This is a genomic window from Occallatibacter riparius, assembly GCF_025264625.1.
Taxonomy (GTDB): Bacteria; Acidobacteriota; Terriglobia; order Terriglobales; family Acidobacteriaceae; genus Telmatobacter; species Telmatobacter riparius.
In genome coordinates this window covers 2,054,637-2,069,786 of record NZ_CP093313.1, presented here as the reverse complement: position 1 = coordinate 2,069,786, position 15,150 = coordinate 2,054,637, and the positions used below count along the sequence as shown (strand labels likewise).

At 61.5% G+C, this 15,150-nt stretch carries 14 protein-coding genes; 8 read left to right on the top strand and 6 right to left on the bottom strand.

The features are described 5' to 3' along the window. Positions 1-4: 4 nt before the first annotated feature. Both ruvA and MOP44_RS08150 read left to right on the top strand, forming a co-directional pair. Positions 5-595, top strand: coding sequence for a Holliday junction branch migration protein RuvA (gene ruvA / locus MOP44_RS08155; RefSeq protein ID WP_260795523.1), 591 nt, complete (start codon positions 5-7; stop codon positions 593-595). Between the two features lie 13 nt (positions 596-608). Continuing rightward, positions 609-1,667, top strand: coding sequence for a phytanoyl-CoA dioxygenase family protein (locus MOP44_RS08150; RefSeq protein WP_260795522.1), 1,059 nt, complete (start codon positions 609-611; stop codon positions 1,665-1,667). Between the two features lie 23 nt (positions 1,668-1,690). Here MOP44_RS08150 and MOP44_RS08145 read toward each other — a convergent pair whose 3' ends face one another. After that, the gene (locus MOP44_RS08145) at positions 1,691-2,767 is read right to left on the bottom strand and encodes an LssY C-terminal domain-containing protein (protein ID WP_260795521.1); all 1,077 of its coding nucleotides are present in this window, start codon (positions 2,765-2,767) and stop codon (positions 1,691-1,693) included. Positions 2,768-2,923: 156 nt separating this feature from the next. Here MOP44_RS08145 and MOP44_RS08140 point away from each other — a divergent pair, with 156 nt between their 5' ends. From MOP44_RS08140 to MOP44_RS08130, 3 genes are all read left to right on the top strand, one after another. Continuing rightward, positions 2,924-3,694: a DUF2461 domain-containing protein gene (locus MOP44_RS08140; protein ID WP_260795520.1), complete on the top strand. Its 771-nt coding sequence runs from the start codon at positions 2,924-2,926 to the stop codon at positions 3,692-3,694. A 306-nt stretch (positions 3,695-4,000) separates the two neighbouring features. Next, a complete protein-coding gene (locus MOP44_RS08135; protein ID WP_260795518.1) occupies positions 4,001-4,297 on the top strand; it encodes an HU family DNA-binding protein in 297 nt (98 codons plus the stop codon). A 103-nt stretch (positions 4,298-4,400) separates the two neighbouring features. Next, positions 4,401-4,829 carry a DUF4260 domain-containing protein gene (locus MOP44_RS08130; RefSeq protein ID WP_260795516.1) on the top strand — a complete coding sequence of 143 codons (429 nt, stop codon included), beginning with the start codon at positions 4,401-4,403 and terminating at the stop codon, positions 4,827-4,829. Here MOP44_RS08130 and MOP44_RS08125 read toward each other — a convergent pair. From MOP44_RS08125 to MOP44_RS08115, 3 genes are all read right to left on the bottom strand, one after another. Then, entirely contained in the window at positions 4,813-5,547 is a 735-nt protein-coding gene (locus tag MOP44_RS08125; protein WP_260795515.1) for a methyltransferase family protein, read from the bottom strand. The two genes, MOP44_RS08130 and MOP44_RS08125, sit on opposite strands and share 17 nt — an antisense overlap. An 88-nt stretch (positions 5,548-5,635) precedes the next feature. Further along, positions 5,636-8,293: an ABC transporter permease gene (locus tag MOP44_RS08120; RefSeq protein WP_260795513.1), complete on the bottom strand. Its 2,658-nt coding sequence runs from the start codon at positions 8,291-8,293 to the stop codon at positions 5,636-5,638. A gap of 11 nt (positions 8,294-8,304) precedes the next feature. Next, a complete protein-coding gene (locus tag MOP44_RS08115; protein WP_260795511.1) occupies positions 8,305-8,646 on the bottom strand; it encodes a PadR family transcriptional regulator in 342 nt (113 codons plus the stop codon). Positions 8,647-8,789: 143 nt separating this feature from the next. Between MOP44_RS08115 and MOP44_RS08110 the strand changes: the two genes are divergently transcribed. The 3 genes from MOP44_RS08110 to MOP44_RS08100 all read left to right on the top strand — a co-directional run bounded on the left by MOP44_RS08110 (position 8,790) and on the right by MOP44_RS08100 (position 11,786). Then, on the top strand, positions 8,790-10,127 hold the full coding sequence (locus tag MOP44_RS08110; RefSeq protein ID WP_260795510.1) for a M20 metallopeptidase family protein: 1,338 nt from the start codon (positions 8,790-8,792) through the stop codon (positions 10,125-10,127). 490 nt (positions 10,128-10,617) lie between these two features. Beyond that, the gene (locus tag MOP44_RS08105) at positions 10,618-11,601 is read left to right on the top strand and encodes a hypothetical protein (protein ID WP_260795509.1); all 984 of its coding nucleotides are present in this window, start codon (positions 10,618-10,620) and stop codon (positions 11,599-11,601) included. Beyond that, on the top strand, positions 11,601-11,786 hold the full coding sequence (locus MOP44_RS08100; protein WP_260795508.1) for a hypothetical protein: 186 nt from the start codon (positions 11,601-11,603) through the stop codon (positions 11,784-11,786). Before MOP44_RS08105 ends, MOP44_RS08100 begins: the two co-directional genes overlap by 1 nt. Before the next feature lie 323 nt (positions 11,787-12,109). On the opposite strand, the gene MOP44_RS08095 is transcribed toward MOP44_RS08100, so the two are convergent. After that, entirely contained in the window at positions 12,110-13,300 is a 1,191-nt protein-coding gene (locus MOP44_RS08095; RefSeq protein WP_260795507.1) for an esterase, read from the bottom strand. 247 nt (positions 13,301-13,547) lie between these two features. Further along, positions 13,548-14,879 (bottom strand): serine hydrolase domain-containing protein, encoded by a 1,332-nt coding sequence (locus MOP44_RS08090; RefSeq protein ID WP_260795506.1) that lies wholly within the window; start codon positions 14,877-14,879, stop codon positions 13,548-13,550. Positions 14,880-15,150: the final 271 nt, after the last annotated feature.

Sequence of the window (15,150 nt, the reverse complement as noted above, 5' to 3'; positions counted from 1 at the left end):
TCCAATGATCGCTCATCTCCGCGGGAAGCTCATTCATAAGGAGCCGGGCCAGGCCATCGTCGAATGCGCCGGCGTCGGCTATGACGTGACCATCTCGGTGCCCACATTTACGGCACTTCCGTCTGCAGCAGCAGAGGCCTCGCTGCACATCCATACACAGGTCAGCGACGACGCCATTGCGCTCTTCGGCTTCATCGACCGTGAAGAAAAGCGCCTGTTTGAGCGGCTGATCACGGTGAGCGGCGTGGGGCCGAAGCTCGCCATCAAAATCCTCAGCGGACTCTCGAGCGAGCGCACCGTGCAGGCCATTCGCGCGCAGGATCACGCTCAACTCGTGCGCATTCCCGGTGTGGGCAAGAAGCTTGCCGAGCGGCTCGTAGTCGAGCTCAAAGACAAGCTGGACGACTTCGCCGTTGCGCCATCGCCTTCGGCCGTGCAGGGGGCTGCGGTAGACGATGTTCTCTCAGCACTCGTCAATCTAGGCTACCAGCGTCCCGCATCGGAGAAGGCAATTGAACAAGCCGTCGGCAAAGACAAGGCGCTGGCCGGCGACTTTGACGGGCTGTTCCGTGCTGCACTCAAAGTCATCCGCTGAGAACTCGAATGCCGTGACATCCCCAAGCACAAGCGAAAGTGACACTGCATCGACCTCTGCTTCCCCAGCCGCACTGCCGGAGGAAAAGATTGGGCGTCTCGGCATTCCCTATCTTTTCCGCTACTGGCAGCGCAAAAATGCGGCGGGCACAGGACCGAGCGAAGTTAGCGGCGACCGCGATCTTGACTGCACATTGCTCGCGGGACTGAACCTGAACGTCCTGGAGACCGCACGCTTCTTCAATCCCATCAAGCGGCCAAGCTTCGAAGCGTTCGAAGATTGGATCATCGCCACCAATGGCGGTGCAATGGACGATGCCGAACTCGCACGGTTGCGCGCCGCGCTCGCCGGCAACACCGTCGGCTCTGCGATCGGCAGCCTCGATGGCGTGGAAGGCCTGACGTCAGAGGAACTGGCCTTCTGGGACGACAAAGGCTACGTAGTTGTGCACGACGCCGTCGAACCTGCCCACCGCGATGAGGCCGCTGCGGCTATCTATGACTTTCTCCACGCCTCGCCTACCAACCCTAATAGCTGGTACGGACGCAAGTTCGGCGTGTCCATTTGGGTGCCTCTGCTTCGGCATTCGGCATTTCTGGCAAATCGCCGCTCCCCACGGCTCATCAAGGCGTTTTCGCAGCTCTGGGGGCGCGAAGACCTATGGGCAATCGTCGACCAGGGTGGCCTTAATCCGCCTGAGCGTGGCGACTGGAAGTTTCCCGGCCCGCATGTGCATTGGGACGCGACAATTGCGCCCCCGCATCGGTTTGGCGTGCAAGGCATTCTGTATCTCACAGACACGCCTGCGGAACAGGGCGCCTTCAGTTGCATTCCCGGTTTTCATCGGCGGCTGGATGAGTGGCTGGGCATGCTGCCCGCGGGTACCGACCCGCGCGTCGCCATCAGGCGCGAGCCCGGCTTTGTGCCTATCGCGGGCAAAGCCGGCGACCTGATCATCTGGCACCATCTGCTGCCGCATGGGAGCTCCCCCAACCGGGGCAGTCTACCGCGGGTGGCGCAATACATTGCGTTGCGGTCTACGCGTTGGGAGTACACAGCGGAGTGGGCGTAGAGACGCGATGAATCGGGGAAGCACTACTGCTGGGCTTCGCCAAGATACACCAGCAGCGTGCGCCCATCGGACGTGTAGGCACTTCCGGTTGCGGTCGTTGCATTCAGTACCGGATCCGTGGGCGTGATGTAGTCGGTCTTGATCACCATGCCGCTTTGCAGCAGGCTGTCGCGAATGTAGTCGCGCTCCTTGTCGCTATCGGGATCGATTTTGTGCGTAACGCCGTTGGTCCGCTGGTCGCGGTCGAAGCCGACATCGTGCATTCCGGCTCCTGCCCACACTTCCTGCCCACTCAGCTGGAATGGCGCCTTCCAGATGCGGAAGTGATGGCGCGACGCAACCACCTGGAATGGATCAGCTTGGGCGTAGCCATAGTCCTGAACGCGGTCGAAAAGAAGCAACTCGCTCATGGGTAGCGTGACATAGCCCTGTTTCGAGACGGAAGCTACGATAGCGCTCAGCACCGCGTCATTCCTGGTGCGGTCCACCACCACCCAGCCCGCAGCCTTGAGCGCGGCCTTTACCTGTTCCGACGATCCGATCAGCACGAAGTTCACTCTGTCGCCCAGGTTGCCGCTCGCGTCACTCACTCGGCGCGGAATCGAGTCGATCAGTTCCTGCGTGAACGCGGCTACAGTAACCTCCGCGCGAGCTTCGGCTTTCGCAGCTGCCGTGCACGAAATCTTCAGGCCGTAGGAGCCCGTCACGGAATCGTTTGCCGGCTGATTGATACCGACAAAGAGACGGCCGGCAACAGGAGACCGCATGGTCAACTCCGGCCCGATCAGAAATGGCCGTGCCGCATCGCTATCCCCGATGCGTCCGATCAGCGCTCCTCGACCGCCGTCATTGAACGGCATCAGGCGGATCAGGTCCCAGTATCCGCGTGGCAGTCCTTCCGGCCCGTTGGGCTGCTTAGCTGTCGAGTACTGCAGATGGCCGGACGCCGTGATGTGCAGTGAATCTCCAGCGACGAGGTCGATTTTCGTATCGACCCACCCGTCCGCCGGTTTGAGATCGAGTTCGTGGGTCTGAGCGCCAATCAGCAGCGTCAGCAGCGCCATCGTAATCATTACGAGAATTGTCGAGATCGTTCTCATCCTTTTCGGATGCTCCTGTGGTTGCCCCGCCATACTCCGCCTCTAATCAGTTTGCGCCCGCGTTAGGCCTGCGTAGTGTCTGTCAAAACTTGAAGCCGACACGCATTCCAGCGCGCGTGAGGGTTCGAAGATCCTCGCGGTAAACTCTACTCTGCGATGGCTATCCAGAAAAAACCTGCATTAGCAGCGGCTGATCCCTACTTCCGTCCTGAAGCTCTGAAGTTCCTCCGCAACCTGGCACGCCACAACGATCGGGAGTGGTTCACCCCCCGCAAGTCTGAATTCGAGGAGTTGTTGCGACAGCCCATGCTGGCCGTGGTCCGGAAGATCACCGATGCGATGCTCGACTTCGCTCCGGACCACGTTCGACCGGCAGAGAAATCTCTGTTTCGCATCTATCGCGACACGCGCTTTTCAAACGACAAGCGCCCGTACAAGACACACGTCGCAGCGTGGTGGTCGCACCAAGGCCTGGAGAAGACCTCCGGCGCCGGCTACTACTTCCACGTGAGCCCCAAGGAACTCGTGATTGCCGCAGGCGCCTACATGCCCGAAAAGGAACAGCTCGCTGCCATTCGTTACTGGCTGCTCGACAATCACGCTGCGTTCCGCAAGCTGCTGGCGCGGCCCGCCCTGCGCAAGGCCTTCACGGAATTTGAAGGAAACGCGTTAACGAGACCACCCAAGGGATTTCCTGCAGAGCACCCCGCAATGGACCTGGTCCGCAACCGCCAATGGGGACTGAGCGCGACCTTGCCTTCGGAATCGGCGCTCGATCCGAGGCTCGCTGCGACGGTGGTCAAGCATTTTCAGCTCGTAGCGCCCATTGTGGATGCGCTCAACACGCCGATCGCTGCAGCGCTGAAGCCAAAGAAGAAGGTCTTATTCGGGCTGCATTCATGGAGGGGCGAGCAGCCAACCAGGTAACTTCGCGAGCTCGTTTGCCCGAAAAAATCGTCAAAAACGGGCATTTTCGGCTTATTTCCGACAAAAACCTAAGAAAACCTGTGGAAATCGGCCTTTTCACCTTGACTTGGACCGGCCCCAAGCCGCATTGTTTTCAACGACAGGGTTCTCCGGACCCGCATGGATACAGGCGATTCGCACACGGTTGCCTCAAAGCAGCGCCCGCCATGCGGCACCTCAAAGTGCTCTTCGCAGTGAAGAATTCCGGTGGAAACCGAGGCAACAATCGGCTGCCCTCAAGGCATGCCCACAAGGAGAGCAAAAAGCATGGCAACTGGACTTACCAAGACCGCCCTTACGCGGCAGCTGGCCGAGAAGCTGGAACTGACCAATAAGCAGGCTGGGGCATTCCTCGACCTTCTAGCTGAGACCGCCATCAAGGAAACGAAGAAGAACGGTGTCTTCATCATCCCGGGCATCGGCCGCCTCGTGAAGGCTGAGCGCAAGGCCCGCATCGGCCGCAACCCACAGACCGGTCAGGCCATCAAGATCAAGGCCAAAACCGTTGTGAAGTTCCGCGTGGCCAAGGCTGCGAAGGACGTCATCGCTCCCGCAAAGAAGTAGCATTCCGGACTGGTGAAGAGGGGAGGGCCCAAAGGGCTTCTCCCCTTTTCTCATTTGAAATGGATTTTGTGACTCTTTCGTCTGATTCGCCCATCGATTGCTTATGAGCCAATCTCCTTGCCAGGATGCTGCACCGCGCGCCTACACCAGACTGCCTGCATCGGTTCTCTACATTCTCCGCAGCGAGGGGCTGGCTACCGCCGCGCTTACGGCGATTCTCTACTCGCGAACTGGGGCAAGCTGGTGGATCTTCGTGGTGCTGTGGCTTGTGCCCGATCTCTCGATGCTGGGCTACTTCGCGGGGCCCTACTGGGGTTCGCGCATCTACAACGCGGTCCACGCATATACGCTGCCGGCGACGCTAGCGCTCTGCGCGCTGCTTGTGCGGAATGACACTCTGATTCCGTTTGCGCTGATCTGGGCGAATCACATCGCGGTCGATCGGGTTCTGGGATACGGACTCAAGTACCCATCGAAGTTCGGATGGACCCATCTCGGCGCGGTCGGCCGCGAGACTAAGCCGACGACGTAGATTCGGACTGAGGGCGGGGCAGGAAGGCGCGAGCGATCAATGAGGCGCCCCATCCGATGAGGATGATGCGAGCCATCACGCCTGAATTGTAGGTCGACGCGAACACTACGATGCCAACAAGAACCCCTATCGGCGTCAGTTCGGAGAGAAACGCTGTTCCCCATTGCGACGTAGATTCGCTCGGAGGGAGATTGTTGCGGAGCCGCGGGAGGAATCTTGGAACGGCACGCAGGTAGGCGCGATAGGGCTCGCCAAGGCGGCCCGAGAGAAATGCCTCTTCGCCCAAGGTGAGCCGCAGCACGAAGAGAGTCAGCAGCGGCATCGCTAACGCGGCTCCAGAAGGCTGCATGAGCAGCGCGATAGCGGCCACCATGAACCACAGACCTAAATAGAGCGGATTGCGCACGTAGCGATAGGGGCCACTCGCAACTACTGGACCGGATTTCATATCGAGGGACGTGACGGTGGCCGGACCTAGCGATGCTGTTCCCCATACTCGGAGGATTGCTCCCAGTGCAGCGAGCAGGCCTGCAATGATGAGCGTGGTTGTGACTGCAGTAGAAAACGGCATCAGGCCAGCTCGCGTTACTTCGCGCGGAAGCCACTCAAGGATGTATTGGCGCCTCTCCACGGGGACCCAGGGCGCCCACACGCCAAGCACGATGATCGCCACATTGACCACCATGCGCAGACGAAACTCAAGTGCTGTTGCCCCCATCTCCTGTTCTCCCTGGATACCTTTCTACAGATTACCGGCAGTGGGAGCGGGCGGTTCCTTATTGCGGAAACGGACGCAGGGGCCACAGCTACTCCGTGCGTAGCGCTTCCATGGGGTGGACGGAAGCGGCGCGGCGGGCCGGCACCCAACATGCAATCAGTGCAATGAGGCAGAGAAAGACGGGGGCAGTGATGAATGTCCAGGCATCGTGCGGCGCGATTCCATACAGGAAGCTGGCCGCAAGGCGAGTGAGCATCCAGGCCGCGGGCCAGCCGATCGCCAGGGCAATCGCGGTGAGCAGCAGCCCCTGACGTAGAACGAATCGTTGCACCTCTCCACGCCGCGCGCCCATTGCCATGCGGATGCCGATTTCGCGCGTGCGCCGCGAGACTGCGTAACTCATCACGCCGTAGAGGCCGATGGCGGCGAGGACAAGGCCAATGCCACCGAAAACTCCGAATAATTCCGCCGCCAGCCGCGGCAGAAAATACGCGGTGCGCAGGTGCTCATCCATCGTCTCCTCGTTGTAGATGGCCATGGCCGAATCGAGCGCGTACACCTGACGACGCACGGCCTCACTCAGCGCTGCCGGATCGCCAACGGTGCGAACCACCAGCGTGTAGCCCATCAGGGACGCGTCTTCGCCAATGCTCTGTGCCAGCGAGCGGTAGAGAACCGGGCGCGTATCCTCGCCGAGCGAACGGGACTTAGTATTGCCGGCGACGCCAATGATCTCGTAGTCCCAACTACCGCCGTGGACGTGTTGTCCTATGGGGTTGGCGTTGCCGAACAAGCGTTCTGCGAATGCCTTGTTCACGATCGCGACCCGGGGACCATCAGCTCTTTCGTTGCGAAAGCCACGCCCAGCGAGGAGTGGGATACCCATCGTCTCAAAGTAGCCCGATGAGGCCATGTAGAGTTCGGCCGAGGGTACCGCCTTGTAGTCCTCGCGGCCGGCAATCGTGAATCCGTCGCTCCGGTGGCCTCCGCTGAGTGGAGGCTGATCGGTGCAGGTGGCAGAGATGACGCCGGGAAGCCCGGAGGCGCGGAGACGAAGGTGCTCAAGAAGAGTGTTGGTGCGTTCGGTGGAGTAGCCGTGAACGCGCGGATCGATGGAGAGTAGGAGCATGCCGCGCGATTGGAATCCGACATCGATCCTGGCCGCGCTCTCAAGGTTGCGCAGGAACAGAATGGTAGCGGAGAGCAGCACCACCGACATAGCGATCTGGCCGACAATCAGCACGTTTCTAAGCGACCATCGCCGGCCCGGACGGGCGAGCGCGTCTTCTCCCTTGAGGGCGTTGGTAAGCATGGGACGCGACGCGGCCCACGCCGGCGCGATCCCGAGGAGCAGTCCGCTGACAAGACTCAGGAGGAACGTGAAGAACAGAACGCGCCCGTCCATATCGACCGTGAGGTCGAGCGGCACGGGAGATGGCAGGCGCACCGACGAGAGCAACTGCGTGGCGCGCAGGGAGAAGAGAACCCCGAACGCTCCGCCGCCGAGCGAAAGCAGAACACTCTCCATGAGCACCTGCCGCCGGAGCCGGGCGCGCGTAGCACCAAGGGCGACACGGACCGCCATTTCGCGTTGCCGCGCGACCGCCTGCGCAAACAGCAGGTTGGCGACGTTGGCGCAGGCGATGGCCAGCACCAGCAGGACAATGATGAACAAGGCCGCAAGAAAGATGACTACTGTTCCCTTGAAGAAGTCAGGCAGGCTTCCCGCCATTTCGGTTCGGAAGCCATTGTCCTTGTCGGTGGCGGGATAGCTTGCGGCATAGCGCGCAGCCAGGTTCGCCAGCTCCGCATCGGCTTGGGCGCGGGAGACGCCGGGCTTTAGCCTGCCGACGACCATCAACCAGTGGTAGTCGCGCGCAGATCTCCTGGGGAGATTCGGAACGAGATCGGCGGCGGTACCAAGCGGCACCCAGAACTGCGTGTCGAGAATCTGGTCGATGCTATGGAAGGCTGCCGGTGCGATGCCGACTACCGTGAACCGGCGACCGGAGAGATCGACTGATTTGCCGATGAGAGAGGGATCGCCATTGAAGCGGCGCCGCCAGAGCCGCTCGCCGAGGATGATCATGGGTTGCGTATCTTCGCTGGGGGTGAAGCCGCGGCCCGCGACCATCCGAATCTGCGTTACATCGAAGAAGTTCGAGCTGACAGCCTCGCCCCACGCGCGTTCGGGCTCGCCCTGGCCGCCAACGGAGGCTGGAACTGGGAAGTAATATGCGGCGAAGTCGGAAAATGATTTCGCATCGGAGCGCAGATCGTTGTAGACCGGCCAGGGCAGGTTGTTGCAGCAGCGGTCGCCGATGTGAGTGCCCAGAATGTTGAGGAGTGTTGCGGGATCGCCGACCGGCGCGGGCCGCAGCACGAATCGACTGACAAGGGAAAAGATTGTGGCGTTTGCGCCGATTCCAAGTCCGATGGAGACGATGGCGATGGTGGTCACGGCCTTGTGGCGCATCAGAGTGCGAAGGCTATAACGAAAATCGCGGACGAGGTTCTCTATCCAGGGCAGGCCCTGGCGCTCGCGGACGGCTTGGCGAGTCTGTTCGAACCCGCCGAGGCGGATGAGGGCACGGCGGCGCGCCTCTTCATAGTTGAGCCCCGACCGTATGCCGTCTTCGATGTGGAACTCGAGATGGGAGGCGAGTTCGGCTTCAGCATCGTCGCGGCGGCGACGGCCGGTCAGCGCGGCAGCACAACGAATGAGAAATGCTCGCAGTTGGCGCATGGAGGGCTCCTTCAGCTCTGCGGGGCGGCTTTCAAAAAGCGCTCCAGTATCTCGGTGGTCAGTTCCCATTCGGCAGCAGCTTTGCGGAGCTGGCGGAGGCCGGCCTTGGTGAGTTCGTAGAACTTGGCTTTGCGCTTGTTCTCTGAGGTACCCCAGCGCGAGCGGATGTAGCCTTCCTGCTCGAGTTTGAGAAGCGCGGGGTAGAGCGTGCCGTAATTCAGCTCGAGCGCATCGCCGCTGGTTTGCTCGATGCGTCGTGCGAGGCCATAGCCGTGCTGCGGGCCCATGGTTTCAAGCGTGCGCAACACCATCAGCGCCAGCGTGCCCTGCCATACATCAGTCTTCCCGCCCATCTGTCGGCCTCCTATGGGTTTCCAATAGTGCGAATGTACCCGCATTCCTATGGTTTGGCAATAGGAATCGGTTTTCCGCGTTGCGGGCAGGCTCTGTTAGGCTTGGCGCAACGTTCATCCTGCCTGCGCGAGGGATTCTCTCAATGAACTTACGTCTTCCCGTTGTGTTGTCCGTCGCTGGTTTGGCCCTGCCGCTTGCGGCGCAGAGTTCCGCTGATCTCAAGGGCTCCGTCAAAGCGCAGCTTCCCGCGCTGACCGAGACCTACACGCACCTGCACCGCAATCCTGAGCTCTCGCACCATGAGGAGAAGACATCGGCGCTGCTGGCGGGCGAGTTGCGCAAGATGGGTTACGAGGTCACCGAGCACGTGGGCAAATACGAGGACGGGAAGCAGGCCTACGGCGTTGTCGCCGTGCTCAAGAACGGCGCGGGACCGCGGCTGCTGATCCGGGCCGACATGGACGCGCTGCCGGTGGAAGAGAAGACGGGGCTGGACTACGCCTCGACGGTGCGGACGAAGAACGATGCGGGCCAGGATGTGGGCGTGATGCACGCATGCGGGCACGACATACATGTGACTGTGCTGCTGGGGACGGCAAAGGAGATGGCGGCGCGCAAGGCGCAGTGGCACGGAACGCTGATGCTGATCGGGCAGCCTTCAGAGGAGACGATTGACGGCGCGCGCGCCATGCTGGCTGATGGGATGTACGACCGGTTCGGGAAGCCGGATTTCGTTCTGGCGGAGCACGATAACTCGGGGTTTGCGGCGGGCAGCATCGCCATCAAAGGCGGGCCGCTGCTGGCGAGTTCTACGAGTATCGACGTGACGATGCGGGGCGTGGGCGCGCATGGGTCGCAGCCGCAGAACAGTAAGGATCCGGTGCTGATGGCGGCGGAGTTCGTGGTGCTGGCGCAGGGCATCGTGGCGCGGCAGGTGGATCCGCAGCAGCCGGCGGTGTTGACGGTGGGCACGATTCATGGCGGCACGAAGCGCAACATCATCGGCGAAGACGTGACGATGGGGCTGACGCTGCGCACTTATTCCGACAAGGTGCGGGACCAGATCATAGAGGCGGTGAAGAGGACCGCGGATGGCGTCGCGACTGGCTACGGAGTGCCGCAGGATCGCATGCCGACTGTGACGGTGAGCAAGACGGAGATTGCGCCGGCGACGATCAATGACACAGCGCTGGCGGAGCGGATGCGCAAGGCGGCCGAGACTGCGCTGGGAGCGGAGCATGTGGAGACGCCAGCGCCTGTGATGGGGTCAGAGGACGTGGGGCTGTTCACGCTGGATGGGAAGATTCCGGGGATGATGTTCTGGCTGGGAGCTGCAGAGCCGGGGAAGCTGGCGCACGCGAAGGAGGTCGGCGTGCCGCTGCCGGCGATGCACTCGCCGCTGTTTGCGCCGGATTATGCGCCGACGATCGAGACGGGCGTGACGGCGATGACGGCGATGGCTCTGGATCTGCTCAAGTAGAACCCAGCTTTAGGGCGCAGCGCTGAAACGTGGCTCGCCGATCTCGCTGTTTACATTCTAGTAACTCCTTGATGGCTTTGCGATACAAAGTCACCATGAGAGCTACTGTTTTTCGTATCTTGTTAAGTTGAAATTATTCAAGAGTTTATCGAAAAACGTCGCCGAAAAAGCGAATACAAGGAGAAGTAAAAACAGGGGGAGGGGTAGCTAATTTTCTAGTAAACACCCGTTGATTCCTGTTTATTGAGAGAGGCTGAGAGACACCATCGCCGTCTGGAAGCAAGATAGCGCGTGGTAGGGGGCCGGTCTGTGATGGTCATCACGGTACAGCCGCGCTTCGTCACATTCTTTCCCGCAGAGCTGCGGCGAGGCGGCGATCCGGCATCTTACCTCGGCAGAAGGCAGGGCTCTCCGCCCATTCAAAGAACGCCGGATAAATCAAGTATTGATCAATAGCGCGGACAAAGCCCCGCCCCCTCTAGGAGTACCCATGTTGCGCAAACTATTCCCCGTTTGCCTGGGTGCGGCGCTATGCACGGTTGCGGCCCTGACCCCGGCTCGCCTTGACTCCCAAACCAGCTCCGGGCCTTCGGCCTGGGTATACGTATCAAGCTTGATTGGAACGACGCAGAAGACGGATGTTTACGGTTTCGTCGCGGGCTCCAGCGGCAAGCTCACACCAATCTCCGGCTCTCCCTTTCCTGCCGATCTGGACGGCATGGCGGTCAACGGGGTTTACCTGTTTGGCGCCCCTGCCACTGGCACGATGATCGATACCTATCGCATTCAGTCCAATGGCTCTTTGACCTATGCGGCGACCGTGAACGCTGCCGGGCCGAATAAGTGCTCCAACAGCGCGCCGTTCTTTGTGACTCTGGACCACACCGGAGCGACCCTGTACGACCTGTACGAATGGGGCGACATGACCTGCTCGAACAATGCGTACCAGGCGTGGAACATCACCAAGTCGAGCGGCGCCCTGACGTACGACGGCACTGCGGGAACCAGCCAGGAGATCGCGGGATTGCCAAGCTTCATCGGCAACAATGTTTTTGCGTACACCTCGAGCTGCTACCACTTCCAGCCGATGATTTCGGGATTCAAGCGCAACAGTAACGGGTCTCTTACGCAATTGAGCCTGGCGCAGGTGATGCCGAAGGCTGCTTCAGGACAGGGGTGGTGCCCGTACCTGGCGGCGGCCGATCCCACGAATCACCTGGCGATTCCTATGCAGCCTTATGCGGGCTACGGCGACCCGGTGGGGCCGTATCAACTGGCTTCGTACACAGTGAACACGAGCACCGGGGCGCTGAGCACCAGCAACACTTACGCGAACATGCCGAAGGTGGCTGTGGGGGGCGTGAGGGCGGTCAGCATGTCTCCTTCAGGCAAGCTGCTGGCTGTGGCAGGAACGGCGGGGCTGCAGGTGTTCCATTTCAATGGCGCGTATCCAGTGACGGCGTATACGGGCTGATGTCGACCAGCGAGATGGACGACTTGCGGTGGGATAACAACAACCACCTGTATGCGATTGGAAACAGCTCGAACAAGCTGGCGGTGTTTACCGTGACACCGACAAGCTGGAGTTGGGTGGCGACGTATACAGTGAACAAGCCGCTGGGATTGGCGGTGCAGCCGCTGCCGTTGCCGTGGCAATAAGCACCTGCGGTGCGGCCACTGCGCCTTCGGCGCCCATTCTCGGCTGGAGTGTGGTTGTGGCCCCGATCCTCGCGACAGAAGGAACTCGCGAGGGAATTGGGTGGAACGCGCGAACGACTGGGTGGGGTTCGGTGGTCTCCCACCCTTTCGCAAGAGACGCGAAAGGATGGGGCACTCTCTGTCGTGCTGGAGTCAAGGAGCCCTCAGTGTGGCGACCGGCAACCTGCAGATCCTTCGCTTACCACCCCCATACTGAAGAAGGCGTTTGGGGCCCCGTGCTCTCAGGATGACACGGCTCTCGTTTGACCCGATGCGGGTGAATGCTACTTGGCTGTTCGGAAGAGGAGAGGGGTGAAGTCGCGGAGGTAGTCGCGCCAGTTGTTCCAGGCGTGGAAGCCTTCGCTCTGGTGCTCGTCGACCTGGATGCCCGCTTTTTTGAGCAGGGCGACGGTGGCATGGCTGTTCTGAAGGGCGATGTCGTATTTGCCGGCGTTGACCCAGAAGAGCTTGAAGGGCTTGCCGGAGGAGCGGAATTTGGCGATGTCGGTATCTTCCTCTTCCTTGAGGGTGTTGGGGAACCAGCCGGAGCTGAAGATGCCGATCCAGGCGAAGTCGGCGGAGTCGTCGAGAGCGATGTTGAGGGCCTGGGCGCCACCCATGGAGAGGCCGGCGAGGGCACGGTGGTCGCGATCGGCGACGGAGCGGTAGTGGGTGTCGACGTAGGGGAGGACGACTTTGACGAGGTCGTCGTTGAAGGCGTCGTGGCCCATGCGGACGCCGGGAGTGAGGCGGAACTCGGTGGAGGTGTGGCCGGCGGGCATGACGATGATCATGGGCAGGGCTTTGCCTTGGCCGATGAGGTTGTCGAGGATGGCTCCGGCGCGGCCGACGGTGGACCAGGAGTCGTCGGAGTCGCCGCCGCCGTGAAGGAGATAGAGGACAGGGAGGCGGGTGGTTCCGGCTTCATAGCCGGGCGGGGTGTAGATGTGCATACGGCGCTGGTTGTTGGTGGCCGTCGAGTCGTAGTAAACGGTGGCGATGGCGCCATGGGGGACTCCCGCTTTGTACTCCATGAAATCGGCGCCGGGGACTTCATACATGCTGCGGGAGCTGGTGAGGGACTGCGACGTGAGGGGGTTACGGGGGTCGGTGGTGGCGACGCCGTCGACGACGAAGTTGTAGCGGTAGATACCGGGCGTGATGGGGCCGATGGTCACGTCCCAGATGCCCTGGTCGCCTTTGGTTAGGGGGACGCCGCCCATGTTCTTGTAGGCCTCGGCGGGGGTGATGTCGGGCGTGGCTTCGGGGCCTTCGGCCTGGAGCTTCACTTCAGTGGCATTGGGCGCCCAGATGCGGAAGCGGACGTGGCGGTCGGGCTGGACTTCGACGGATTTGAGGGTGTCGTTGGGGGTGGGGGCGGGCCTCTGGATGGGAGGGGGTGTGGGTTGCTGGGCGGAGAGGGCGGTAGCGGTGAGGAGGATGGAGAGCGAGACGAGTTTGGATAAGAGCAGCATGGTGCCTTTCTCCTAGAACGGGTGGCCGTTGTTTCTAGAGAAGCAGTAAGTCAGCGCTGCTTCGCAGCGAGCAAGTCAGCAAGTCAGCCCTGAGGGCGGTGCCGTTGAGATTCGTGGTCTCCCACCCAAGCGGAGCTTGGATGGGGCACCCGGCTCTGTGCTTTCGCGACGGTTCTTGAAAAGCAGGTTCTTCGCCTTCGGCTCAGAATGACAAAGCATTTTGGCCTCGGCTTGTTTTTGAGCCAGCTCATTTGGAGGGGTCGGTGAGGGCCTGGTAGACGAGGGAGCGGCTTAGGTACTGGACGTTGGGCTCGCCGCCACCGATGCGCTGGATCATGCCGACGAAGACGATGTCGTTGGTGGGGTCGACCCAGAACCAGGTGCCGGCGGCGCCGTCCCAGAGGTAGGTGCCTTTGCCGTCGGGCAGGTTTGCGAGGTGCGGGTCGTATTCGACTGCGCCGTTGTAGCCGTAGCCGAATCCGGGGCGGATCTGCTGGGAGCCGATGCCGAAGCCCATGGTCATGAGCGGCTCGGGTACGTGGTTGGTGGTCATGAGCTTGACGGTGGCGGGGGCGAGGATGCGGTGGCCATTGAGTTCGCCCTGGTCGCCGAGCATCTGGGCGAAGCGGTAGTAGTCTTCAGCCGTCGAGACCATGCCGCCACCACCGGAGGGCATGGGGGGCTGCTCGTTGAAGGGGCGGAAGTTGACGCCGCCGTTGGATTCGGTGGTGAGGCCGCCCGTTTTGGGATCGTGGTAGTAGACGGTGGCGAAGCGCTGCCATTTCTCCTTGGGGACGTAGAAGCCGGCGTCTTTCATCCCGAGGGGCTGGTAGATGTGGTCGCGGTAGAAGTCGGGCAGTGACTGGCCGGAGAGCTTTTCGACGATGTAGCCCTCGATATCCATGGAGATGGAGTAGGTCCAGCCTTTGCCGGGCTGATAGAGGAGGGGGAGTGTGGCCGTTTTGTCGATGAACTCCTGGAGGTTTTTCGATTCGAAGAGCTTGGCATCGCGGACCATCTTGTCGACGGGGGTGTTGCCGAAGAGGCCGTAGGTGAAGCCGGCGGTGTGCGACATGAGCTCAGCCATGGTCGGCTGGTGGTCGGGGTCGACGAGTTTGGGGGTGCCGTCGTCGTTTTTGCCGGCGTAGACCTTGAGGTGCGCGAACTCGGGAATGTATTTGGCGATGGGGTCGTTGGGCAGCCACTTGCCTTCTTCAAAGAGGACCATCATGGCGACGGCGGTGACCGGCTTCGTCATGGAGTAGTCGCGGAAGATGGTGTCTTTGGTCATGGGCGTGTTGCTGGCCATGTCGCGGGTGCCGTAGGTGCGGTAGTCGGCGACTTTGCCGTGGCGGGCGAGGATGGTGACGACGCCGGCGAGCTTCTTGTCGTCGACGGCTTTCTGCATGACGGCGTGGAGGCGCTCGAGACGCTGTGAATCGAAGCCGACGGACTCGGGCTTCGCGAGGGTCATGTCGAGGTTGTGGCGGGGAGCGCCGGCCGGTTTTTGTGCGGAGGTGAAAGAGGCTGCAAAGAGGACGGGTGCGAGCGCTGCGGCTCGGATGAAGCGAGAGGGCATTGGGGGCGGTCTCCGTGGGTCGGGACCTTTATAGCACCAGGCACCTGCGGTGCGGCCACTGCGGCACCTGCGGTGCGGCCAACTGCGCCTGCGGCGCCATTCTCGGCTGGGGTGGGGCTGTGGTTCCGGTCCTCGCGACAGAGAGAAGTCGCGAGGGATGTAGGCGGAACTGCGAGTGGCTCGGGTGGATTCTGTGGTTTCCCACCCTTTCGCAAAAATCGCGAAAGGATGGGGCACGGGAGGTTCGGGGTAGGGAGGCTTCGCGGGTACC